The sequence below is a fragment of the Actinoplanes subglobosus genome (genome assembly GCF_042650585.1).
In the GTDB taxonomy this organism is placed as follows: Bacteria; Actinomycetota; Actinomycetes; order Mycobacteriales; family Micromonosporaceae; genus Actinoplanes; species Actinoplanes subglobosus.
The window spans coordinates 70548-92543 of record NZ_JBHSBL010000012.1; the positions used below are offsets into that span (position 1 = coordinate 70548).

18 protein-coding genes are annotated in these 21996 nt (G+C 69.2%); 5 read left to right on the plus strand and 13 right to left on the minus strand.

Features of this window, described 5'->3' with window-relative positions:
- Window positions 1–108: 108 nt before the first annotated feature.
- The 7 genes from ACFO0C_RS11315 to ACFO0C_RS11345 form a co-directional block, all read right to left on the minus strand.
- Window positions 109–1083, minus strand: a complete 975-nt coding sequence (locus tag ACFO0C_RS11315; protein ID WP_378066547.1) for an ABC transporter ATP-binding protein — start codon at window positions 1081–1083, stop codon at window positions 109–111.
- Window positions 1076–2107 carry an ABC transporter ATP-binding protein gene (locus tag ACFO0C_RS11320; RefSeq protein WP_378066548.1) on the minus strand — a complete coding sequence of 344 codons (1032 nt, stop codon included), beginning with the start codon at window positions 2105–2107 and terminating at the stop codon, window positions 1076–1078. Before ACFO0C_RS11320 ends, ACFO0C_RS11315 begins: the two co-directional genes overlap by 8 nt.
- Before the next feature lie 22 nt (window positions 2108–2129).
- The gene (locus tag ACFO0C_RS11325; protein ID WP_378066549.1) at window positions 2130–3020 is read right to left on the minus strand and encodes an ABC transporter permease; all 891 of its coding nucleotides are present in this window, start codon (window positions 3018–3020) and stop codon (window positions 2130–2132) included.
- A complete protein-coding gene (locus ACFO0C_RS11330) occupies window positions 3013–3939 on the minus strand; it encodes an ABC transporter permease (protein ID WP_378066550.1) in 927 nt (308 codons plus the stop codon). The genes ACFO0C_RS11325 and ACFO0C_RS11330 overlap by 8 nt, the downstream gene beginning before the upstream one ends.
- 124 nt (window positions 3940–4063) lie before the next feature.
- On the minus strand, window positions 4064–5698 hold the full coding sequence (locus tag ACFO0C_RS11335) for a peptide ABC transporter substrate-binding protein (protein WP_378066551.1): 1635 nt from the start codon (window positions 5696–5698) through the stop codon (window positions 4064–4066).
- 243 nt (window positions 5699–5941) lie between these two features.
- Window positions 5942–6610 (minus strand): response regulator, encoded by a 669-nt coding sequence (locus ACFO0C_RS11340; RefSeq protein WP_378066552.1) that lies wholly within the window; start codon window positions 6608–6610, stop codon window positions 5942–5944.
- Window positions 6607–7911: a PspC domain-containing protein gene (locus ACFO0C_RS11345; protein ID WP_378066553.1), complete on the minus strand. Its 1305-nt coding sequence runs from the start codon at window positions 7909–7911 to the stop codon at window positions 6607–6609. The genes ACFO0C_RS11340 and ACFO0C_RS11345 overlap by 4 nt, the downstream gene beginning before the upstream one ends.
- 87 nt (window positions 7912–7998) lie before the next feature.
- On the opposite strand from ACFO0C_RS11345, the gene ACFO0C_RS11350 reads away from it, so the two are divergent.
- From ACFO0C_RS11350 to ACFO0C_RS11360, 3 genes are all read left to right on the plus strand, one after another.
- On the plus strand, window positions 7999–9357 hold the full coding sequence (locus ACFO0C_RS11350) for a PspC domain-containing protein (protein WP_378066554.1): 1359 nt from the start codon (window positions 7999–8001) through the stop codon (window positions 9355–9357).
- On the plus strand, window positions 9354–9698 hold the full coding sequence (locus ACFO0C_RS11355) for a hypothetical protein (protein WP_378066555.1): 345 nt from the start codon (window positions 9354–9356) through the stop codon (window positions 9696–9698). Before ACFO0C_RS11350 ends, ACFO0C_RS11355 begins: the two co-directional genes overlap by 4 nt.
- 102 nt (window positions 9699–9800) lie before the next feature.
- A complete protein-coding gene (locus tag ACFO0C_RS11360) occupies window positions 9801–11048 on the plus strand; it encodes a phosphatidylserine decarboxylase (protein ID WP_378066556.1) in 1248 nt (415 codons plus the stop codon).
- 390 nt (window positions 11049–11438) lie between these two features.
- On the opposite strand, the gene ACFO0C_RS11365 is transcribed toward ACFO0C_RS11360, so the two are convergent.
- The 5 genes from ACFO0C_RS11365 to ACFO0C_RS11385 all read right to left on the minus strand — a co-directional run bounded on the left by ACFO0C_RS11365 (window position 11439) and on the right by ACFO0C_RS11385 (window position 18064).
- Window positions 11439–12332: a CDP-alcohol phosphatidyltransferase family protein gene (locus tag ACFO0C_RS11365; protein WP_378066752.1), complete on the minus strand. Its 894-nt coding sequence runs from the start codon at window positions 12330–12332 to the stop codon at window positions 11439–11441.
- Window positions 12333–12596: 264 nt separating this feature from the next.
- The gene (locus ACFO0C_RS11370; RefSeq protein ID WP_378066557.1) at window positions 12597–13565 is read right to left on the minus strand and encodes an NUDIX hydrolase; all 969 of its coding nucleotides are present in this window, start codon (window positions 13563–13565) and stop codon (window positions 12597–12599) included.
- 5 nt (window positions 13566–13570) lie between these two features.
- A complete protein-coding gene (locus ACFO0C_RS11375; RefSeq protein WP_378066558.1) occupies window positions 13571–14518 on the minus strand; it encodes an NUDIX hydrolase in 948 nt (315 codons plus the stop codon).
- 131 nt (window positions 14519–14649) lie between these two features.
- Complete coding sequence (gene guaA, locus ACFO0C_RS11380; protein ID WP_378066559.1) at window positions 14650–16197, minus strand: glutamine-hydrolyzing GMP synthase; 1548 nt, start codon at window positions 16195–16197, stop codon at window positions 14650–14652.
- A gap of 37 nt (window positions 16198–16234) precedes the next feature.
- Window positions 16235–18064: a S8 family serine peptidase gene (locus ACFO0C_RS11385; RefSeq protein WP_378066560.1), complete on the minus strand. Its 1830-nt coding sequence runs from the start codon at window positions 18062–18064 to the stop codon at window positions 16235–16237.
- A gap of 130 nt (window positions 18065–18194) precedes the next feature.
- On the opposite strand from ACFO0C_RS11385, the gene ACFO0C_RS11390 reads away from it, so the two are divergent.
- Both ACFO0C_RS11390 and ACFO0C_RS11395 read left to right on the plus strand, forming a co-directional pair.
- The gene (locus ACFO0C_RS11390; protein WP_378066561.1) at window positions 18195–19289 is read left to right on the plus strand and encodes an LCP family protein; all 1095 of its coding nucleotides are present in this window, start codon (window positions 18195–18197) and stop codon (window positions 19287–19289) included.
- Between the two features lie 19 nt (window positions 19290–19308).
- Window positions 19309–20697, plus strand: coding sequence for a M1 family metallopeptidase (locus tag ACFO0C_RS11395; RefSeq protein WP_378066562.1), 1389 nt, complete (start codon window positions 19309–19311; stop codon window positions 20695–20697).
- A 149-nt stretch (window positions 20698–20846) separates the two neighbouring features.
- On the opposite strand, the gene ACFO0C_RS11400 is transcribed toward ACFO0C_RS11395, so the two are convergent.
- Window positions 20847–21965 (minus strand): GuaB3 family IMP dehydrogenase-related protein, encoded by a 1119-nt coding sequence (locus ACFO0C_RS11400; protein ID WP_378066563.1) that lies wholly within the window; start codon window positions 21963–21965, stop codon window positions 20847–20849.
- Between the last annotated feature and the right edge of the window lie 31 nt (window positions 21966–21996).

Sequence of the window (21996 nt, forward strand, 5' to 3'; positions counted from 1 at the left end):
TCACTCGACCCCGGACGTAGAGTCGATCACGGCACCGCCGTCGTTGTGGACACACGTCGGGCCGGGAGATCAGCGCTCTCCCGGCCCGAGTTTTCGCAGTTCAGACGGCTATCGCCCGCGCAGGACGCCGCCGATCTCGGCGAAGTGGCAGGCACTCGGGTGCGGCGACCGCTCCCGGATCTGCAGAAGTGGCTCCTGCTCGGCGCAGACGTGCTGGGCCTTCCAGCACCGGGTCCGGAAGCGGCAGCCGGACGGCGGGTTCGCCGGCGACGGGACGTCGCCTTCGAGAACGATCTGCTTACGGTGACCCCGCAGGCGCGGGTCCGGCACGGGCACGGCCGAGAGCAGAGCCTGGGTGTACGGGTGAGTCGGCTGGTTGTAGATCGCGACGTCGTGTCCCTGCTCGACGATCTTGCCGAGGTACATGACGGCGACGCGGTCGGAGATGTGCCGGACCACCGACAGGTCGTGCGCGATGAAGATGTACGACAGCCCGAAGTCGTCCTGCAGCCGTTCCAGCAGGTTGATCACCTGCGCCTGGATGGACACGTCGAGTGCCGACACCGGCTCGTCGCAGACGATGATCTCCGGCCGGAGCGCCAGCGCCCGGGCGATGCCGATGCGCTGCCGCTGACCACCGGAGAACTGGTGCGGGTAGCGGTTGATGTGGTCCGGGTTGAGGCCGACGGTGTCGAGCAGATCCTGTACCGCCTGCTGCCGCTTGCCCTTCGGCACCACCTCGGAGTGGATCTCGAACGGCTCGCCGATGATGTCGCCGACCGTCATCCGGGGATTCAGCGAGGTGTACGGGTCCTGCATCACCATCTGGATGTTGCGGCGGGCCCGGCGCAGCTCGCCGCCCTTGAGCCGGGTCATGTCCTGACCGCGCACCGAGATCGCCCCGGAGGTCGGCTTCTCCAGCCCGACCAGCAGCTTGGCCAGAGTCGACTTGCCACAGCCGGACTCGCCGACCACACCGAGGGTCTCGCCCCGGCGCAGCTGCAGGTCCACCCCGTCGACCGCCCGGATCTCCCCCTTGAAGTGCTTGACCAGGTCTCTGGTCTCGAGGACGACGTCAGTCACCGAGGACCTCCCGGAAGAAGTGGCAGCGGGCGGTACGGCGAGGCGCGATCGCGTACGCCGGCGGCGCCGGGTCCTGCCGGCACGGCTCCTTGGCGTAACCGCACCGCGGGTTGAACGCGCAGCCGGCCGGAATGTCGGTCAGCACCGGGGGCAGACCGCGGATCGCGGTGAGCTGCTGACCCTTCAGGTCCAGCCGGGGAATCGATTCGAGCAACGCCCGGGTGTACGGGTGACCCGGCCGCTCGTAGATGTCGTAGACCGGCGCCTCCTCGACGACGCGGCCCGCGTACATCACCGAGATCCGGTCGGCCACGTCCGCGACCACGCCCATGTCGTGGGTGATCAGGACAAGGCCCATGTTGCGCTGCCGCTGGAGCTCGGCGAGCAGGTTCATGATCTGCGCCTGCACGGTGACGTCGAGCGCCGTGGTCGGCTCGTCGGCGATCAGCACCTCGGGATCGAGGGCCAGCGCCATGGCGATCATGACGCGCTGCCGCATACCACCGGAGAACTGGTGCGGGTAGTCGTTGACCCGTGACTTCGCCGCCGGGATCCGGACCTGGTCGAGCAGCTCGATCGCCCGGACTCTGGCGTCCCCGCGCGACATGCCACGGTGCGCCCGGAACAGCTCGGCGAGCTGGAAGCCGACCGAGTAGACCGGGTTCAGCGCGGACAGCGCGTCCTGGAAGATCATGGCGATCTTGTTGGCACGGACCCGTCGCCGCTCTTCCTCGCGGAGTTTGAGCAGGTCGACACCGCGATAACGGACCTCACCCCGGGTGATGTGCCCGGGTGGGGTCTCCAGGATTCCCATGATCGCCTGGGCGGTCACCGACTTGCCGCAGCCCGACTCGCCGAGGATCGCCAGGGTCTCGCCCGGGTTCAGCCAGAAGCTCGCCCCGTTGACGGCCTTGGCGACGCCGTCCCTGGTGCGGAACTCGACGTGCAGGTCGTTGACCTGGAGCAGAGGAGCGCGCGGGTCCAGTCCGGGTAGGACGTCCAGCCTCGCCTTGATGTCGGTCACAGGATCACCTTCTTCACCGGGTTCACCGGAGCTTCGGGTCGAAGGCGTCGCGGATGGCGTCGCCCAGCATGATGAAGGCCAGCACGGTCGCGGCCAGGAAGGCGGACGGCCAGATCAGCGGGGCCGCCGCGACGCGGGCGTGCTTCTGCGCCTCGGCGATCTGCACTCCCCAGCTCATCGCGTCGCCTTTCAACCCCACGCCGAGGAAGGAGAGTGTCGCCTCGGCGGCGATGTTGGTCCCCAGCAGCAGGGCCATCACCACGATGAACGGGGCGATCGCATTCGGCAGGATGTGCCGGAACATCAGCCGGGCCGGGCTCGCGCCGAGCATCCGGGCCGCCGCCACGTAGTCCTGGTTCTTCGCCGCGACCACCGAGGAGCGCATGACCCGCGCCGACGAGGTCCAGGTCAGCAGACCGAGTGTGAGGGTCACCGCGGTGACGCCGTCGTCGCCCGAACCGGAGAGGCGCGCGGAGAGGACCACCGCGCCGAGCAGGACCGGGATGCCGAGCACGATGTCGATGCCCCGGGACAGGATCGCGTCGATCACGCCGCCGAAGTAACCGGCGGTCATCCCGAAGAACAGGCCGATCGTGCCCGCCAGCAATGTGGAGAGCAGTCCGACCTCGATCGAGTTCCCGGCGCCGTGCACCGTCCGGGAGAACACGTCGCAACCCTGGAAATCGAAGCCGAACAGCGCGCCGCCGGACGGGCCGTCGTGCTGCCTCGCCAGCGCACAGTCGGTCGGGTCGGCCGAGGTGAACAGGCTCGGGAAGAGGGCCATCAGCAGGATCAGCGCGGCCAGGACGGACGAGACCCAGAAGATCTTGTTGCGGCGCAGATCGTCCCAGGCGTCCCCGGCGAGGCTGCGTGCCCGGCTGTCGGCCGTTGCCTGAATGGTCGCGTCACTCATAGCGGATCCTGGGGTCGAGGGCGGCGTAGAGCAGGTCGACGACGAGGTTCATGACCAGGAAGACGATCACCAGGACGCTGACGAAGCCGACCACCATCGGCCCGTCCTCGGTACGGATCCCCTGGGCGAGTTTCGAGCCGACGCCCGGGATGTTGAAGACCCACTCGGTGACGAGCGCGCCGGACATCAGCACACCCAGGTCGACGCCGATGAGGGTGATCAGCGGGATCAGCGAGTTGCGCAGGACGTGCACCCAGATGACCCGGCGCGGAGCCAGCCCCTTGGCACGGGCGGTTCGCACGTAGTCGGCCCGCAGGTTCTCCGCGACCGAGGTCCGGGTCACCCGGAGCTGGGTGGCGACGACCGTGGTGGCCAGCACGATGGACGGCAGTAGCAGGGCATAGAACGACGCGTTGCGTGACGCGGTCGCCGGGAACCAGCCCAGCTCCAAACTGAAGATCCACTGGGCGACCGGCGCGAGAACGACGATCGGCAGAGCGAGAAGGAGGAGGGTGAAGGCCAGCACACCGTTGTCGAAGAGACCACCCCGGCGGATGGCCGACCAGACACCGGCCGCGACCGCCAGCACCGCCGCGATGACGAGCGCCATGACCGCCAGCTGCACGGTCACCGGCCAGGCGTCCTTGAGCAGGGCCGAGATGTCCCGGCCGGAAATCGACTCACCGAGGTCACCGGTGAGCAGATCGCTCATGTAGTACCAGTACTGACCGAGAAGGCCTTCATCGAGGTGATAACGCTGGGTGAGCGCCTCTCGCAGAGACGCACTGACCGGCTTCTCACCCGCCAACGCCTGGATGGGGTCGTCCTGGTTGGCGAACATCAGCGCGAACACCACGAACGTGGCCCCGAAGAACGTCAGGATCATCTGGAGTAGGCGCCGCAGGATGTAGCGGAACATACGGATTCGAACTTCTTCCGCGGAGGGGGCGCCGGCCTCGTGAGCCGGCGACGGGAAAGGTCGATTCACACAGTAGTGGCGTCACGGCCGCATACGATCCGTGACGCCACCGGTGCTGCGACGGTCAGACGAGCGTTTCGATCTCGAACAGGTTGACCTTGCTGAACAGGTCGACCTCGACGTTCGTGACCCGCTCCGAGTAGCCGTACACGTTCTGGCCGTACCGCAGCGGGATGACCGGCATCTCCTCGGCCAGGATGTCCTCGGCCGCCTGCCATTTCTTGATGGAGGCCTCCGGGGTCGAGGCCGACGAACCCTGCTTCACCAGGGTGTCGAACGCGTTGTTGGACCAGCCGTAGTAGTTCGAGCCGCCGTTGGTGCCGTACAGCGGGCCGAGGTAGTTCTCCATCAGCGGGTAGTCCATCACCCAGCCGAGCCGGATCAGGCCGATGTCCTGCTTCTTCTCGAGCTTCTCCTGCATGACCGAGAACTTGGGCTCCTGCTCGCCCACGCAGTTGACCTTCAGTGCGGCACGGATCTGGTTGCAGGTCGCGTCGACCCACGACTTGTGACCACCGTCGACGTTGTAGGTGATCTTGATCTCGTCCGGGCCGCCGTTCGTCTGGTACAGGTCACGGGCCTTCGTCGGGTTGTACTCGCACGGCTCACCGCAGCTGTTCTCGCGGTAACCGCTCACCACCGGCGAGACGAACGACTTCGCGGCGGTCCGGGATCCGAGGAAGATCTGCGACGCGATCTCCTCCCGGTTGATCGCCATCGAGATCGCCTTGCGCACGTTGGGGTTCTTGTACTGATCGAGGAAGGTCGGGAAGCCGATGAACTCGAAGACCGAGTTCTCGCTCTTCTGGAACCGCTCACCGAGGTCGGCCGGGGCGTTGGCCAACGCGTCCGTCGGGATCGTGGTCTGCACGTCGAGATTGTTGTCGACCAGGTCGGCGTACGCCGCCATCTGGTCCTGATAGATCTTCCAGGTGACACCGTCGATCTTCGGGACCACGCCCTTGAAGTCGCCGTACTTCTCCACCACGATCTTGTCGTCGTGCTGCCAGCTGCCCTTCATCTTGAAGGGGCCGTTACCGATGATGTTGTCCTCGAACCCCTTGGCGAGCACGCCGTCGCCGGAGAACGCCGCCTTGGGCAGCGGGTAGAACACCGAGTAGGCGATCACCGACTTGAAGCTGGCGAACGGGGCGGAGAGCGTGACCGAGAAGGTCAGGTCGTCGATCTTCTTGAGCCCGGACATCTTGTTCGTCGTGGGCTTCGACGCCTCCTCCGGGCCGGCGCCGTCGGGGTCGAGCGGGTTCAGGTCGGTGTACCCGGCGATCCGCTCGAAGAAGTAGCCACCGCTCTGGGCGTTGGGCTTGTAGGCGCCGTAGTTCCACGCGTCGATGTAGTTCTCCGCGGTGACCGGCTCGCCGTTGTGGAAGGTGAAGCCCGGCTTGAGCTTGATGGTCCAGACCTTGTTGTTCTTCGTCACCGTGATCTTCTCGGCCGCGACCTCGATCGGGTTCTTCTCGGCGTCGAAGCTGACCAGCGGGTAGAAGAGGGAGTTGAGCACCTGGGCGCCACTGCTGTCGGTGGCATCGGTGGGAAGAAGGTGTGCCGGCTCGGCGATACCGATCACGACAGTGTTCGCGGTGTTCGTCGGATCCTCCGAGTCACCACTGCCACAACCGGCGACCAACAAGGAGATGGCGGCCGCTACGGCCGCCATCTTCCATGGGCGTTTCCCAAGCATGGGAGAGCCTCCTTCAGGGGCGCTCACGAGGGGTGTGTGAGTAGCAGCCACTGTGACACAGAGGCATCAAAACCCGGAGCGCCGTTACCAAGCCGATATTAGGCGTCTACGTCCGCAGAAAGCCTCATGAGCGACCGTTTAGGTGGGTTTACCCAGCCTGAACAGGCATTACTCCATGCGGCTTCCGGCGCAGCACGGAGCGCAGCCTATCTGAAAAACCCTCAAGAAACCTGCCCGGAAGGGTCAGACCAGACGCCGATCGGCTGCCCATCGTGACAGTTCGTAACGGTTGCTCATCTGCAATTTACGCAGAACGTTCGAAACGTGCGTCTCGACGGTCTTGATGGAGATGAACAACTCCTTGGCGATCTCCTTGTACGCATACCCCCGCGCGAGGAGCCGCAGGACCTCCCGCTCGCGATTGGTGAGCTGGTCCAGCTCGGGGTCGGCCACCGGCACGTCGGGCCGGGACGCGAACGCGTCCAGCACGAAACCGGCCAGCCGCGGGCTGAAGACCGCGTCGCCGTCGGCCACCCGGCGCACCGCCGCGGCCAGCTCGTCCGGCGAGATCGTCTTCGTCACATAGCCCCGGGCGCCGGCCCGGATGAGACCGATCACATCCTCCGCGGCGTCCGACACCGACAGCGCCAGGAAACGGACCTGCGGGTGACTGCGGCGCACCGACTCCAGAACCGCACGGCCACCGCCGTCCGGCATGTGCACGTCGAGCAACACCACATCGGGCTGCACCGCGGCGATCCGGCTGATCGCCTCGCTCACCGTGCTCGCCTCGCCCACCACGTCGACGTGGACGCCCAGCTCGGCGCGCACCCCGGCGCGGAACATCGCATGGTCGTCGACCAGGAAGACGTTCAGCCGACGGGCTGTCGACTCGGTCACGGGCTCGGTCATCGCACAGACTCCTTACCAGCGGTCACACTCTCCCGCGACACGGGAAGCATCAGCCGCACCTCCGTACCGTCCCCGGGGGCGCTGCGGATCTCGGCCCGCCCACCGTGACGCTGCATGCGCCCGATGATCGACCCCCGCACGCCGTGCCGGGTGTCCGCCACGCCGCCGAGATCGAAGCCCGCACCACGGTCGCGGACGAAGACGCTCAACTCATCCTCCTCCACCTCGGCATAGAGCGAAACCGTCTGCACGCCCGCGTGCCGGGCCGCGTTGACGAGTGCCTCGCGCCCCGCCGCCACCAGCGCCGCCACCCGCTCGTCGCACTGCGTGTCACCGACCACCACGGTCTCCACCGTGATCGCGTAGGTGTCCTCCACCTCGGCCGCGGCCTGCTCCAGCGCGGCGGCGAACCGCTCGGCCGGCGAGCCGGTCGGCCGGTAGAGCCAGTTACGGAGGCTGCGCTCCTGCCCCCGGGCCAGGCGCTGCACCTCCTTGATGTCGGTGGAGTTGCGCTGGATCAGGGCGAGCGTGTGCAGCACCTGGTCGTGGATCATCGCGGCCAGCTCGGCCCGCTCCTGCTCGCGGATGCGGCCCTCACGCTCGGCCCGCAGCTGGCCGAAGGTGCGCCAGACCAGCGGCGCGACCACCACACCGACACCGAGCAGGCCGACGAAGGCGAAGATCACACCGTTGAAGACGGCGGAGAACGAGTCGTTCGGCGAGTAGACCGCGACCACACCGATGATCCCGACGGCGACCAGAATGCCGCCACCGATGAAGCGGAAGACGAACGAGCGCCGGTCGGTCTCCGACACCATCGCCGTGAACCACGGGGTGGCGGCCAGGTTCTCCGACTGCGCGTCACGGCGGCTCGTGTCCGACTGATGCCAGATCACACCGGCACCGACCGCGATCACCGCGATCATCCAGCCGGCCGTGGTGCCCACCTGGTCCTCGAAGAGCTGGGCCTGCAGCAGGATCACGCCCATGCCGATCGCCGCGAACGGCATCAGCGCACCCAGGTCACGGCGGGCCGGCTCCTCGTTGCCCCGCGCCTCCTGCGGCAGCACCGCCCAGTAGGCGGCGTAGAGCAGCAGGCCCAGGGCGTTGAAACCGAGCAGGACGACGAGCGTGATGCGGACAGCCAGCACCGGCAGGCCGAGGTGGCGCGCCAGGCCGGCGGCGACCCCGGCGACGATGCGCTGGTCGCGCGGCCGGTACAGCCGGCGCGGCGGTGGTGCGGCAGCGGTACTCACCCTCCGATCGTCACACGTGCGGCAAGACCGGGCCACGGGGAACATCCCGGGTAACGGAGCCGGATATCTCAGGGTGGCCTCAGGGTCGGCGCCGGAAGCGGCTCGGGTCACCGGGCGAGCAGGATCGAGAACATGAACGACGAACCGTCCGGTGCCGGTCCCAAGAAGGATGACCAGGCGCCTTCCGACCAGCCCGGCGGAGGCTTCCCGCCCGGCTCCAACGTGCCACCCTGGGTCTCCACCGCCTCCGCGGCCTGGGCCCGTCAGCAGCTGGTCCGTCCCCGGCAGGGGCGATACGTGGCCGGTGTCTGCGGCGCCGTGGCCCGGGCGACCAACACCGACCCGGTGCTCTGGCGGGTCCTCCTGGCCGTCCTCGCCGTCCTCGGCGGCAGCGGCGTCCTTCTCTACCTCATCGGCTGGCTGATCATGCCGTCCGAGGGCGACACCGCCTCACCGGTCGAGTCGCTGCTCGGCAAGGGCCGGTCCGGCATGCAGCCGCTGTCGGTGCTGCTGCTCGGCGGTGCCGCGCTGATGACCTTCGCCTTCATCGTCAACAGTGGCGCCCGGGCCGGCATGCTCGCGGCCGCCGTGATCCTCGGCGCGTTCCTGCTGATCAAGAGGAGCGGCTCGCCCTCGTTTCCGCCCCCCGCGCCGACCGGCCCGCCGCCGTCCGCGCCACCGCCGGGTGCCGAGGAGCCGACGGTGGCGTTCGTGGCGGCGCCCGCGGCCGCACCGGCCGACCAACCGGTGACCACGCCTTCGGCGTACACACCTCCCCCGCCGCCGGCCCCGCCGGCCGGAGGCTTCCGGCCGCCGTTCGCGCCGCACGGCCCGTTCGCCGGTCCCACCCCGCCGCCGCCTCCGCCGCCGGCCCCGCCCAAGCCGCCGAAACCGCCGAGGGAGCGGTCGATCCTCGGCCGGCTGACCTTCTTCGCCGTCGTGATGGTGACCGGCCTGATCGGCGCGCTGGACATGAGCGGTGTGGATGTCGACATCTCGGCCTACTTCGCGGCGGCCCTGGTGACCACCGCCCTCGGCCTGATCGTCGGCACCTGGTTCGGCCGGGCCCGTGGGCTGATCGCGCTCGCCGTGGTGCTGAGCTTCGCCCTGGGCGTCTCGTCCGGGCTGGAGCGGTTCGGCCGCGAGTGGACGCCGAGTGTCTACGAGCCGGCCAGCCTCGCCGAGGTCGCCGACTCCTACGAATTCAACGTCGGCAACGTGACACTCGACCTGCGTAAGGTCGATTTCTCCGGAAAGACCCAGGCCACCAGCATCGACATGAAACTCGGCCAGCTCAAGGTGCTGCTCCCGCCGAAGGTCGACGCCACGGTCGAGGCCGGGGTCGAGGGCGGGCGCCTGGTCCTGTTCAACGACGAGTTCGCCGACAGTTCGTACCGGCAGGTCACCGACCTCGGCACGGACGGCGCTGGCGGTGGCACGCTCTCTCTGGACATCCGTCTCGAGGCCGGAAACGTGGAGGTGGTCCGATGAAGCCGCACCGGATGGACGGGGTGTCGCTGAGCTTCGGCCTGATCTTCCTGCTGATCCCGCTCTGGTGGGCAGTCTCCCAGGTGATCACCCTCGAGCTGCCCGCGGTCGGCTGGATCGTGGCCGGTGGGCTCATCTTCTTCGGGGTGGTCGGCCTGCTCGGAGCGATCCGGTCAGGCCGCCGCGAGACGGTGGCCGCCCCGGTCCCGGCCGCCGCGACCGTCGAGACGCACGGCGACCTGCCCCCCGAGATGCACGCCTCGATCGTGCGGGAGCTGCTCGACGACCCGGCCGACAAGTTCGCCCGGGAGCAGGAGCCCACCGAGCGCCCCCGTCAGGATTGACCGCCTCGACCCGGCTCACGACCCGGTCGTGACGGCTGATTGAGACGTCCGCGACCCCGCCCACGGGACGACCACCCGTGGGCGGGGCAATATGCTCGGTTGATGACCGCGTTTCCGACCGTTTCCGTGGCGCCCGTCCCCGGCGTGGGTGACCGGGCCGCCCGAGCCCTGACCGCCGAGTTCGCCCGGCAGAACGCGGCAACGTCCGCACTGCTGGTCGGCGCCGACCATGCCTCGGCCGTGGTGGCCGCGGCCGTCGAGGCCCTGCTCCCTGGTGACACCCTCACCCTCGTTCCCGGGGCCAACAGCAGCACCGACCTGCTCCGCGGCCACATCACCGGCCTCGGCAGCTGGGTCGCCGACCGGGTGAAAGTTGTGGAGTCCCTCGACGAGGCCCAGCCCTCCGACGTGGTGATCGTCGGCGAGCCGCTGACCGGCACCGCCGAGGAGGCCCGTTCCCTGATCGACCAGCTCGGTAAGTATCTGTCCGACGGTGCCGTCCTGTCGCTGGCCGCGCCGGCCGGCCCGGGCCGCACCCAGGGTGCCGCCGCCGAGCTGTTCCGTCAGGGAGCGCTGTTCGGTGTCGGCTCCGACCTGGTGGTCCGCAACCAGCCGCCGCTGCGTGTGCACAAGCTGCGTTTCAGCCCGGCCGAGGTGTCCTCCGCGTCGAAGCTCGCACCCGCGTTCCGGACGTCGAGCGTGCCGCTGACCAGCACCATGCACATCGACTCCAACGGTGTCGCCGCCGCCGGCATCACGCTCGGCCTGGCTCTGCTGGCCCGCCGCGCCCGCCCCCAGTCGAAGCTGTGGCTGGTCCCGGCGCTGCTCGCGGCCCCGGTCGCGGCGTTCTTCCGCGACCCCGAGCGTGACGTGCCGAGCGACCCGACGGCGGTGACCTCCTCCGCCGACGGCAAGGTCCTCTCCGTCGAGCGGATGCGTGACGAGCGCTTCGGGCCCGGCGAGTTCCTGCGGATCGCGGTGTTCCTCTCCGTCTTCGACGTGCACGTCAATCGCGCCCCGGTGGCCGGTCGCGTCGCCGACTACTTCGTCGAGGAGGGCGGCTACGCCAACGCGGCGACTGCGGCGGCCGAGCACAACGTGGCGGCCTACACGGTGCTGGACACCGAGTACGGCACCGTCGCCATCGCGCAGCGGACCGGCCTGATCGCCCGGCGCATCGTGCAGCGGGCGCCGGTCGGCACGCTGCTGGCCAAGGGCGAGCGCTACGGGCTCATCCGCTTCGGCTCGCGCACCGACGTCTACCTGCCCGCCGACCGCGCGGAGTCGCTGGTCAGCGTCGGCGAGCGCGTCGTCGGCGGCTCCACCGTGATCGCCCGTTTCACCAGCTGATCATTCGGTACGACAGTCCGGCGGCCGTGGCTACCCCACGGCCGCCGCGCTGTCCCACCCCGAGTTCACCCGGCCGAACTCGCAAGCCGTCGCCCAGCACGGCCAAACCACACCCAATACCCGCCTGAACGACGGCCCGCACCCCACCACAACCAGCGAGCCGTCGCCCAACACCGCCAAACCACACCCAAAACCCACCTGAACGACGGCCCGCACCCCACCACAACCAGCGAGCCGTCGCCCAACACCGCCAAACCACACCGAATACCGGCCTGGCAGACGGTCCTGCCGGGAGAACGACGCCGACCACGGACTGCGACTGCGTTACAAAGTTACGAAAGCAGAAAGGCCGCCACGAGGGCGGCCTTTCTCGCGTTGCGCGAGGTGGGGTCAGACAGGGGTGCGGCGGGTGCGCATCCACAGGATCGGGCCGCTGACCAGGTAGGCCGCGACGATCAGGACGAACGTCATCCGCGGCTGGAGCAGCGCACCGACGATCGGCAGGAGCCACAGCCACGGGGGCAGCTTCAGGAGGCGGGCGAGCTTCGCATACGGGAAGCTGGAGACCATCGCGAACGCGAGCAGCGTCACACCGGCCAGCTGGACCATGCCGGGCAGCGGCAGGCCGATCAGCACGGTGAGCGCGAGAACCGCGGCGGCCATCGTGGTGGGGACGCCGCAGAAGAACCGGCCGTCCTTCGGCGAGACGTTGAACCGGGCCAGCCGGATTGCGGCGCAACCGGCGACCAGGGCGGTCGCGATCGCAGCGGCGGCCTGCGGCACCTGGTCGGCGAGCGAGGCGTAGACCACGACGGGCGCGGCGAGACCGAACGAGCACATGTCGGCCAGCGAGTCCATCTGCGCGCCGAACGGGCTGGCCACCCCGAGCTTGCGGGCGAGCGCGCCGTCCAGGCCGTCGAAGACGACACAGGCGACCAGGCAGGCGGCGGCGATCTGCACCTGACCGTCCATGGCCAGGAAGATCGCCAGCAGGCCGAGGCCGAGGCTGGACAGGGTGCAGGCGTTGACGAGCGCGAAACTCGCACGGCGGGACATGGTGCGCTCACCGGGAAGCAGGGGAATGGAAGCCGGCGCCGGGTCGGGCCCGGCGACGGAAACGTCCACAGGAACCCCCGGCGCGGGAATGGTGAGAGTCCGCACCGGGTCGGAACCGATGTGCAGCACCTCGGCCCGGGTCGCGGTAGCGGCCCGCCCGGTTTCGGCGGAGCGGCGGCCCACCCGAACCATCAGGGCCTGCCGGGCGAGACTTCCGCCCCGGCGCAGCCGGCCTGCCCAACGGCGCCCGGCGGGACGGGGACTATCCGTCGTTCGACGCCGGCGCCAAGGGGTACTCGGCACGTGCTTCCTCCATGGAGTTCGGTTGTTCCGCCGGGGACTCGCGAGCCCGGCGAAATTGCGGGTTACACCATCGCACAGCCGGACGGCCTTGGCGAGAGGCGAACGATCCAGAGGTTCAACCACGGGACCTGACTGATTCATTCCCCGAGCGGACCGATGGATACGTCCTCGACCTTCCGAGTTTCGATTTTAGCCCGTCCGGCCCAGTGCATCCCGGCTCAGCTCGGTGAGGGGCAGGTTGCGGGCCTCTTCGGCGGTGAACCAGGCCGCCTCGGCGGTCGATCCGCCGGCCGCCTCGGTGACCGCGGCGACCGTCGGTTCGGGCACGGTGACCCGGTAGACGACCCGGATCACATGCCATTCGAGCGGCACCCCTTCGGGTCCGAGAGCGGCCGGGTCGTACCGATGGGAGACCCCGACCAGGCCGGTGATCCGGCCGCGCTGGGAGGTCTCCTCGTAGAGCTCGCGGGCCAGGGCTGCCTCCGGGGTCTCACCGAAGTCGGTGCCGCCGCCGGCCAGGTGCCACAGCCCGCCGCCGGGGTAGCCCTCCGCGATCCGGGTCAGCAGAATCCGCCCGCCCGGGTCCGTGGCCAGGGCGTATGCTCCGAAACGCTGAACCGGGCCGGTCCGCTCGGGCTCACCGGCGGGGATCTCACCCGGAGCCAGCGGGGCGGAAGGCGGAGAGCCGAGAACAGGCGGAGATCCGAGGACAGGCGGAGATCCGAGGACAGGCGGAGATCCGAGGACAGGCGGAGATCCGAGGACTCCGGCCGTGAAGGGCAGCAGGGGCCGGGAAGCCACATCGGCTGGTGCGACCCAGGCGACGAGGTCGGTGGTGCCGGCCGTCTCGGGGGTCAGCTCTCCCCCGATGACCTCCACGTCGTAGACGATGCGGTCGGTGTGCTCGATCGTCGTGTCCGGCAGGCGGGCCAGGTCGGCGAGCACGGTCCGGACACCGGTGATCCGGATGGTGAGGCCGGTCTCCTCGGCGAACTCCCGGACGACCGTGTCATCCGGGTGCTCGCCGTGGTCGATGCCGCCGCCGGGCAGTGACCACACCCCGGGGAACGCGCTGGCGTCGGATCCGCGGGTGAGCAGCACACTGCCGTCGGCGGAGCGGCACACCCCGTACGCCGCAGCCCGTCTCTTGATCTTCACCCGCTCTAGATTAGCTTCGCCGCCCGCAGAGCATCGGCCGTCACCTCGGTGATCTGATCGGGGCCGAGGGCCGCGACCTCCTTGAGCGGCATCCATCGCGCCTCGGAGGTGGAGCCACCGACGTCGTGGATGGTGACCTCGGTCGGCCGGTCGACGACGACGCGGTAGAACGCCCGGACGCCGTGCCAGTCGATCGGGTAGCCCTCGGGGCCGAGCGAGGCGGCGTCACGGTGACTGGCCACGCCGAGCAGCTCGACGAGGCGGCCCTCCTGACCGGTCTCCTCGACGAGCTCGCGGATGAGCGCGTTGCCGGGCTGTTCGCCGTAGTCGGTGCCGCCGCCGGGCAGGTGCCAGCAACCGGCGCCCGGGTAGCCGTCGGAGATTCGGGTGAGCAGCAGGTTCTCGAACGGGTCGGTGGCGATCGCGTACGCCGCGAAGCGCTGTGCCCGGTGCAGTCCGTCCGGCCCCTCGTAGGCATAGAAGGAGGGGAAGACCGGCGCCTCCTCGGGGCGCAGGTCACCGGCGTCGGCGGAGAGCCCGAGCGCGGCCGCGGTGAACGGCCGGAGCTTCAGCTTCTCCGCCTCCTCGAGCGTGTGCCATCGGGCCAGGTCGGTGGGGTGGCCGACCCGGTCGATCAGGTTGCCGCCGCGCACCGACACCGAGTAGATCAGCCGGTCGGTGTGGATGGTGACGCCGCGGTGCGGCATCGAGCGCATGTCGGCGAGCACGTCGTGCAGCCCCGAGACGGCGACGGAGAGGCCGGTCTCCGCCGCGGTCTCGCGGACGACGGTGTGGTTGGGATCTTCGCCGTGGTCGACGGCGCCGCCGGGCAGCGACCAGACTCCGGGGGTGCCGGATTTGGACGAGGCCCGGACCAGGAGGACACGGCCCGCGTCGTCGCGTGCGACGGCGTAGGCGGCGATCCTGCGGAGCGGTTCAAGTGCGGGGGTCACGGGCCGCAATTCTGCCCGCGATTTGTTACCTCTCAAGAACTTCTGTCAAATTCCTGACAGTGGGATAGCGGTGAGTAATCGCAGCTCAGGGCGGGTTACGCCGCCCTGGGCGATTGATCCACTACCGACCGTCACTCCCACTCGATGGTGCCCGGGGGCTTGCTCGTGACGTCCAGCACGACTCTGTTGATCTCCCGGACCTCGTTGGTGATCCGGTTCGAGATCTTGGCGATCAGGTCGTACGGCAGCCGCGACCAGTCCGCGGTCATGGCATCCTCGGACGACACCGGCCGCAGCACCACCGGGTGCCCGTAGGTCCGGCCGTCGCCCTGCACACCGACGCTGCGCACGTCGGCCAGCAGCACCACCGGGAACTGCCAGACCTCGCGGTCCAGCCCGGAGGCGGACAGCTCCTCGCGGGCGATCAGGTCGGCCGCGCGCAGGATGTCGAGACGCTCACGGTCGATCGCGCCGATGATCCGGATCGCCAGGCCCGGGCCGGGGAACGGGTGCCGCTGCACCATCTCCTCCGGCAGGCCCAAGGCGACGCCGAGGGCACGCACCTCGTCCTTGAACAGGGTGCGCAACGGCTCGATCAGCGCGAACTGCAGGTCGTCGGGGAGGCCACCGACGTTGTGGTGCGACTTGATGTTGGCCGTGCCGCTGCCGCCGCCGGACTCCACCACGTCCGGGTACAGGGTGCCCTGGACCAGGAACTCGATGTGCCGCTCGGCGTCGAGCTCACGGGCTGCCTGCTCGAACGTCCGGATGAACTCCCGGCCGATGATCTTGCGCTTCTGCTCCGGGTCGGTCACGCCGGCCAGATGCCCCAGGAACTGGTCCGAAGCGTCGACGACCTTGAGGCGGATGCCGGTCGCGGCGACGTAGTCCTTCTCGACCTGCTCGGCCTCGCCCGCACGGAGCAGGCCGTGGTCGACGAAGATGCAGGTGAGCTGGTCTCCGACGGCCTTGTGCACGAGCGCGGCGGCGACCGCGGAGTCGACGCCTCCGGAGAGGCCGCAGATGACCTGCTTGTCGCCGACCTGCTGACGGATCAGGGCGACCTGGTCCTCGATGATGTTCCCCGGCGTCCAGGTGGGTGAGATGCCGGCGATGTCGTAAAGGAACCGCTTCAGCATCTCCTGACCCTGCTCGGTGTGCGCCACCTCGGGGTGGAACTGCACACCGGCCCGCTTGGAGGTGAGGTCCTCGAAGGCGGCGACGGGGGCGCCCGGGGTGGAGGCGGTGACCTCGAAACCCGACGGTGCCACCGAGACACTGTCGCCGTGGCTCATCCAGACCGGGAGGTCGGCGGGAAGCTCACGGAGCAGGGTGCCGCCACGGGTCTCCAGAAGCGTCCGCCCATACTCCCGGGAACCGGTGTGTGCCACCGTGCCGCCGAGCGCCTGGGCCATCGCCTGGAAGCCGTAGCAGATGCCGAAGACCGGGACGTCGCTGTCGAACAGGCCGGCGTCGAGCGTGGGCGCACCCGGTTCGTAGACGCTGGAGGGGCCACCGGACAGGATGATCGCGGCGGGATTCTTAGCCAGCATCTCGGCAACCGGCATCGAGTGCGGGACGATCTCGGAGTAGACACGGGCCTCGCGGACCCGGCGGGCGATCAACTGAGCGTACTGGGCGCCGAAGTCGACGACGAGAACGGGACGCGGGGTACTCACCCGGCGAGTTTACCGACGGGTGAGCACCCCGAACCTGTCAGGCCCGGTAGTACGTGCGGATCGTCGTGTACTTCACGTTGCCCGCCTTGTCGTACGCCCGGATCCGGACCTTCATCGTCTTCTTCTGGCTCGCGACCTTGAAGCTGAGCACGTAACCCGCCGTCCGGTCGGTCGCCACGACCTTCCCGTTCACGATCAGCTCGACCCGGTTGATCCCGGATTTGTCGGCGGCTTTCGCGTACACCTTGACCGTGCCCTTGACCTTGGCCTTGTTGGCCGGAGCCTTGGTGATCGACACGGTGGGCGCCAGGTTGTCCGCGGTGTACCAGCGGGCCGGCAGCCAGGTGCTGTTGCCGGCCTTGTCGTAGATCACCAGCTGGACCTTGACCGCGCCGTTACGGGTGCCCGTCTTCAGGACCGGGGCGAACGGGGCGACGTAGTCCGAACCGTGCCACTTGCCGTCGACGTAGAGACTCACGTTGCGGATGCCGAACCAGTCGTCGGCCAGCCCGGTCGGAGTGATCGCCACGTTGGCGCGGACCTTGGCGTTCGCCGCCGGGGTGAAGCCGGTGGCGGTCGGCGCCTTGGTGTCAGTGCCGGAGTTGATCGCGCGGACCGCGTCGACGGTGCCGAACTGCGTCCACGTGTTGTCCCGCCGGCCCGAGTTGGTGATCGCGTAGCGCAGGCTGCCACCGGAGTAGTTCGGATGCGCGGACGCGACGAGCGCGGCCACCCCGGAGACCAGCGGCGCCGAGAACGATGTGCCCTGGACCGAGTAGTCGTCGTAGACCAGTTCGCCGGTCTTCGGGTCGTACTCCGTGGTCCAGCACGAGTCGCGGCTGTCCCAGCAGTAGACGCCGTTGTACTGCATCGCCGCCGTGATACCGGGCGCCGCGACGTCCACCCAGCTGCCGAAGTTCGAGAACCAGGCCTTGGCGGTGCCGCCGGTACGCGTGTCGGTCGCACCAACGGCGAGGACGTCCGCGTACGCCGCCGGGTAGCTCTTCGCGTTGGTGTCGGAGTTGCCGGCCGCGGCGACCACCAGGGCGCCCTTGCCGTTGGCGTATGCCACCGCGTCCTGCAGGACCGCCGAGGAGACGGTGCTGCCGAGGGACAGGTTGATGATCTTCGCGCCCTTCTGGGCGGCGTAGATGATGCCCTGGGCGATGTCGGAGTGGTACCCGAGCCCGCTCCGTCCGACCACCTTCACCGGAAGGATCTTGCACTGGGCGCAGACGCCGGCCATGCCCGCGCCGTTGTCCGGTGTCGCGGCGATCAGCGAGGCGACCATCGTGCCGTGCCCCTCGTCGTCGGACGGGCTGCTGTCGTCGTTGGCGAAGTCGTAACCGGGCAGGACCTTGCCGGCCAGGTCGCCGACCGGGTTCACGCCACTGTCCACGACCGCGACCGTCACCGCCGCGCCGGTCGTGGTGTCCCAGGCGGCCGGCACATTCAGGTACTTCAGCTCGGGCTGACGATCCTGTGTCATCCAGGGGTCGTCCGGCGTCACGTCGGCCTTCTCGGCCTGCGGGTCGATCTGCACGTACGCGACGTTCGGGTCGGCCCGGAGCGCGGCCGTCACGGCCTCGGCCCGGCCGGTGGGAACCTCGACCGCCTTCGCCCGGATCTCACCGAGCAGGCGGCGGGCGGTGCTGTCACCGTCCGCCTTCGGAAGGCCGAGCCGGGTGAGGCTGGGCAGAGCGACATCGGTGGCCACGCCATCGCGCAGACCGACCAGCAGACGAACCGGGAGCGCCCGGGCCGAACCGGTCACCGACGCTCCGGCGACCGGCGCCAGGACCACTCCGCCTGCCACCGCGGTGACGGCGGCGAGGCCGACGATGACCCGCCGTCGAGTTGAATTCATTCTCGGACTGCCTCCCCGTGGGCGGCCCGCCGCGGACCGGCGAATCGCCGAGCCAGCGTACCGGTGATCTTGAATCTTGCAATAGACCGCGGCATTGAGCGTTACCGCGATGTCATTTACTGTTCGCGCTATGCGGAACAGCAAGATCACCTGGTCGATCGTCGCCGGTGTCGCAGTGGCTCTGGTCGCCGGAGTCGGTGTCGCCATCGCGGTGAACCGGGGCTCCGCCGAGCCGGTGGCCGCGCCGACCGCATCGAGCAGTGCCGTCCCGGGCGTGAGCAGCACACCCAGTGCCTCGCCGGCGCCGTCCCCCGGCGCGGACATCAAGGGGCCGCTCGACCTGGTGCTGGTCGGCGTCGACACCCGGGTGAGCATCCCCGGGTGGGAGCCGCACGCCGACACGATCATGCTGCTGCACGTGGAGGCGGATCTCCGCTCCGGCTATCTGTATTCGCTGCCCCGGGATCTGCGGGTGGACATTCCGGCGTACAAAAAGGCCGGTTTCGGTGGCGGTAAGCACAAGATCACCGAGGCGATGAGCCGTGGTTCCCGGATTCCGGGATCACAGAAGAAAAGCGTCGAGCAGGGTTACGAGCTGCTCACGAAAACTCTCAGTGCGTATACCGGGATCAAGACCTTCCAGGGTGGAGCGATCCTCAATTTCGGTGGTCTCGACAAACTGGTCGACCAGCTCGGCGGCATCGACATGACGATCGACCAGAAGGTGAAGTCGCGGCACCGCAAACCGGACGGCTCGTCGCGGACCCTCTCCGGCGGTGACTACATCGGACCCCAGGCCACGTACCAGCCCGGCGTCCGGCACCTGGTCGGCTGGCAGGCGATCGACTACGCGCGGCAGCGGTACGGCCTGCCCAACGGCGACTACGACCGGCAGCGCCACCAGCGGCAGATGGTCGAGGCGATCCTGACCAAGGCACTGTCGCAGGGGCTGAGCGATCCGGCCAGGCTGGGCTCGGTGATCAGCGCGCTCGGTGAGTCGCTGGTCTACATCGGAGGACGTACCCCGTTCGAGTACGCCTACGCCCTCCGCGACCTCGACCCCGCCAGGATCACCACGGTCTCGCTGCCCGGCGCGGGAGTCGGCAGCGGCGGCGGATACCTCGGTGAGCAGCTCAAGGAGGAGGGGCGCGGGTTCGTCAAGGCCCTCGCCAAGGGGACACACCGTCAATACCTCGCAGCACACCCCAAACTGGTCGACAAGTGATGGCCGTACCCTCGATGACATGAGGGTTTGGGCTTATGGGCTGGTGCTGCTGCTGGCGGGATGCTCCACGCCGGCCCCGGCACCTTCCCCGGCGAGCTTCGGTCCGGGAGCCGACGGTGCCGGTGATCCGTATTTCCCGAAGTACGGCAACGGCGGCTACGACGTCGGCGGCTACGACCTGGCACTGCGCTACGACCCGTCGTCCGGCCGGCTGGAGGGCACCGCGACGATCACCGCGACCGCCACCCAGGACCTGTCCCGGTTCAACCTCGACCTGGCCCGGCTCAGCGCCACCGCGGTCACCGTCGACGGCACCGCCGCCACCTCGGCCGCCGAGGACGCCGAACTCGTGATCACTCCCGCGTCGGGGATCCGGAACGGTCAGGGGTTCACCGTCGTCGTCACCTACGGCGGCACCCCCACACCGACCGAGAACGACGCGCTCGGCACCGGCGGCTGGCTCCGTGACGGCCGCAAGGGCGCGATCGCTCTCGGCCAGCCGGAGTCGGCGAGCACCTGGTTCCCGGTCAACGACCATCCGTCCGACAAGGCGACGTTCCGGCTCGCGATGACCGTGCCGGACGGGGTCGAGGCGATCGCCAACGGCGTTCCCGGGCCGAAGGAGACCGTGGACGGCTGGACCACCTGGCGCTGGACCGAGTCGTCGCCGATGGCCAGCTATCTCGCCACCGTCGTGATCGGGCAGTACCGGATCACCGAGAGCACCCACGCCGGGCGGCCGATGGTCATCGCGATCCCCGAGTCGATGCCCGTGAACGGGGCGGCCGCGCGATCCCTCGCCCGCACCGGCGAGATCACCGATTTCCTGGAGACACAGTTCGGGCCGTACCCGTTCGACGCCAACGGCGGGGTCGTCGTCGACGAGGAGCAGATCCGCTACGCGCTGGAGACGCAGTCGCGCCCGGTCTACGGCAACACGTTCTTCCTCACCGGCGAGAACACCGGGGTCGTCGCACACGAACTCGGCCACCAGTGGTTCGGCGACAGCGTCGCACTCGCCCGCTGGCAGGACATCTGGCTCAACGAGGGCTTCGCGACCTACGCCGAGTGGCTCTGGTCGGAGCACATCGGCGAACAGACCGCACAGCAGATCTTCGACCGCGCCTACGCCCGGTTCACCTGGTCCGAGACACCCGGCGACCCGACACCGCAACGCCTCTTCAGCAATGCCGTCTACCAGCGCGGCGGGATGACCGTCCACGCGCTGCGCAAGACCCTCGGCGACGAGGCCTTCTTCGAACTGGTCAAATCCTGGACCGCCGAGCACCGCGACGGCAACGTCACCACCGACCAGTTCATCAAGGCCGCCTCCACCGCCGCGGGCCGCGATCTGAGCGGCTTCTTCACCGCGTGGCTCACCGCGAAGACCCAACCCCCGAAACCCTGATCATCGTACGGCCACGCAGGGTCCCGAGCCTGTCCCCGCGACGCGGTCCCGGCGCCGGACCGCAACGCGGCCGCCGGGCTGAATGCGGCTCTCACCCAGGAAGACGAATCGGCGGACTCCCGAAGGAGCCCGCCGATTCCTCGGACGACTCAGCGGTCGAGGACCAGCGCGACCTTCTGGAACTCCTTGACGTCGCGGTAGCCGCACTTGGCCATCGCGCGCCGCAGGCCACCGAAGAGGTTGAGCTGGCCGTTCGGGCTGTTGGCCGGACCGTAGAGGACCTCTTCGAGCGTGCCGTCGGGCTCGCCGGCGATGCAGAACCCACCGCGCGGCAGCGCCGGGTGCGACGCCGCCGAGTGCCACCACGCACCGCCGGCCGGGGCGCCCTCGGCGAGCGACAGCGGCTCGCCCAGCATGACCGCGTCGGCGCCGCAGGCGATCGCCTTGGCGATGTCACCGCTGGTGGCGATGCCGCCGTCGGCGATCAGGTGCACGTAGCGGCCACCGGTCTCGTCCAGGTAGTCGCGGCGGGCGGCCGCGGCGTCGGCGATCGCGGTGGCCATCGGCACCCGGATACCGAGGACGGTGTCCGTCGTGGACCACTCGTCGGCGCCGACACCGACGATGACGCCGGCCGCACCGGTCCGCATCAGGTGCAGCGCCGTCTTGTAGTCGGTGCAGCCGCCGACGATGACCGGCAGGTCGAGGTCGGCGATGAACTCCTTGAGGTTGAGCGGCTCGTCCGTCGTGGACACGTGCTCGGCCGAGACCAGGGTGCCCTGGATGACCAGCAGGTCGACGCCCGCGTCCAGCACGACCGGCGCGAGCGCCAGCGTGTGCTGCGGCGAGACCCGGACGGCCGTGGTGACGCCGGACGCGCGGATCTCCCGGACCCGCTCGGCGATCAGCTCCGGCTTGATCGGCTCGGCGTAGACCTCCTGCAGGCGCCGGGTGGCGTCGGCGTCCTCGTCGAGCGAGGCCAGCTCCTCGAGGATCTTGGACGGGTCCTCGTAGCGCGTCCACAGGCCCTCGGCGTTGAGCACGCCCAGGCCGCCGAGACGGCCCAGGGCGATCACCGAGTCCGGGCTCTGGGTGGCGTCCGACGGGTGCGCGACACAGGGGATCTTGAAGGGGTACGCGTCGAGCTTCCACTCGGTCGACACGTCGTCCACGTCGCGGGTGCGACGGCTCGGAACGATGGCGATGTCGTCCAGGTGGTAACCGCGCTGGGCGGTCTTACCGAGGCCGATCTCCACGACGTCACGCATGGCCTGTAAGTCCTTTTATGGAGGGCGCGGA